The 2094-nt window shown below is 68.0% G+C and carries 2 protein-coding genes; both read right to left on the bottom strand.

Features of this window, described 5'->3' with window-relative positions; genetic code table 11:
• The coding region (locus ILT42_RS22680) for a tripartite tricarboxylate transporter permease (protein WP_204218277.1) at positions 1-1484 on the bottom strand (1484 nt) is incomplete at its 3' end.
• Positions 1484-2094: tripartite tricarboxylate transporter TctB family protein (locus ILT42_RS22675; RefSeq protein WP_204218276.1), on the bottom strand; the 611-nt coding region annotated here is incomplete at its 5' end. The genes ILT42_RS22675 and ILT42_RS22680, both read right to left, overlap by 1 nt.

Genomic DNA, 2094 nt, shown 5'->3' with positions numbered 1-2094 from the left:
TCCCGTCCTTTTCGGATGGTTGGGAGGAGGGCGAGGACGAGGAGGATGATGGCGACGATGAGCAGTCCGGCGCTGACGGGGCGCTCGAGGAAGGTGGCCAGCGATCCGCGCGAGATGATGAGCGCCCGGCGCAGGTTCTCCTCCATCAGCTTGCCCAGCACAAAGCCCAACAGCATCGGCGCCGGCTCGAACCCGAACTTGATCAGCATATACCCCACCAGCCCAAACAGCCCGATGAACATCACGTCCGTGGGCAGCGAGTTGATCGAGTAGATCCCGATGCAGCAAAACATCAGGATCGCCGGAAACATCAGACGATAGGGCACCTTCAACAGCCGCACCCACATCCCCACCAGGGGCAGGTTGATGATCAGCAGCATCAGGTTGCCCACCCACATCGAGGCGATCATGCCCCAGAACAGGTTGGGGTTGCGCGTCATCACCTGCGGGCCGGGCACGATCCCGTGGATCGTCATCGCGCCCACCATGAGCGCCATCACGGCATTGGGCGGAATGCCCAGCGTCAGCAGCGGAATGAACGAGGTCTGGGCGCCCGCGTTGTTGGCGCTCTCGGGCCCGGCCACCCCCTCGATGGCGCCCCGGCCGAAGCGCTTGGGGTCCCGGGCGATCTTCTTCTCCACCGTGTAGGACGCAAACGGCCCCAGCACCGCCCCGTTGCCCGGCAGGATGCCCAGGATCGCCCCGATCAATGTGCCGCGGATCACGGGCTTGTAGGCCTGCTTGAAGTCGTCCCGGTTGGGCAGCAGGCGCCCGATGGCCTGGCGCACCACGTCGCGGCTCTCGGTGTGGTCGAGGTTGCGCAGGATCTCGGCGACGCCGAAGATGCCCATGGCCAGCACCGCAAAGTCGATGCCGTCGGCCAGGAAGGGCAGCCCGAAGGTCATGCGCTCCTCGCCGGTCTCCAGGTCGGTGCCCACCGTGGACAGCAGCACCCCCACCAGGATCATGGCCACGGCCTTGAGGATGGATCCGCGCGCCAGCACCACCGCGAAGACCAGGCCCATCACCATGAGCGAGAAGTACTCGGCCGGCCCGAAGATGAGGGCCAGGCCGGTGAGCGGCGCGCCGAGCGCCGCGATCACCAGGGTGGCCACGGTGCCGGCAAAGAACGACCCGATGGCCGCGATCCCCAGCGCCACGCCGGCCCGGCCCTGGCGGGCCATCTGGTGGCCGTCGAGGGCGGTGACCACGGAGGTGGCCTCGCCGGGGATGTTGACCAGGATGGCGGTGGTCGAGCCGCCGTATTGCGCCCCGTAATAGATGCCCGCCAGCATGATGAGCGCGCCGGTGGGATCGAGCCCGAAGGTGATGGGCAAGAGCATGGCGATGGTGGCGATGGGCCCGACGCCGGGCAGGACGCCGATGAGGGTGCCCACCAAACAGCCCAGGAAGGCCAGGCCGAGGTTGAGGGGGGACAGGGCGACGGAAAAGCCGAGCGCCAGGTTGGAGACGAAATCGCCCATCAGATCTGTCCTGAATGATCGGCCACGTCGATGCGGCGGGGGGAGCGGGCGCGTCCGAGGAGGAAGAGGACGGCGGCGGCCGCGAGCAGGGCGGCGGCGGTGGCGCGCAGGATGGCTTTTTGGGACCAGTCGGCGGGAAACAGGCCTGCCAGGCTTTGGGGGAAGATCGGGATGGGCAGGTTCAACAGGTCGCCGAACAGGACCATGCAGAAGGGGGTGAGGGTGAGGGCCAGGATGACCAGGTCGCGCAGGCGCACCTCGGGGGTGGCGTAGCCGCCGATGACGATGGCGAGCGGGCCGGCGGCGACGAGGCCGAGGCCTGGCAGGGTGAGGGATCCGAGGCTGAAGGGCCGGATGGTGACGGCAAAGGCCAGGATGGCCAGGATGACCAGGGCGGGGCCGCGCAGGCTCCAGGCTTCGAGGGCGTGGCCGGGCTTGAGGAGGCCGCCGGCCAGGAGGGCCAGGCCGCACAGGCCGACCGCGTAGGCGAGCCAGTCGGGCAGCATGGCCGGTCCCATGGAGCGCAGCGAGCCCTGCGACAGGTCCCGCGTCAGATACAGCGCAAGACCCGACAAGCCCAACAACAAAAAACCACCCGCAATACTTTGAG

Source organism: Microvirga pudoricolor, assembly GCF_016892705.1.
Lineage (GTDB): Bacteria > Pseudomonadota > Alphaproteobacteria > Rhizobiales > Beijerinckiaceae > Microvirga > Microvirga pudoricolor.
Note: the sequence above shows the minus strand (reverse complement) of the source record. Positions and strands in the feature narration are given on the sequence as shown.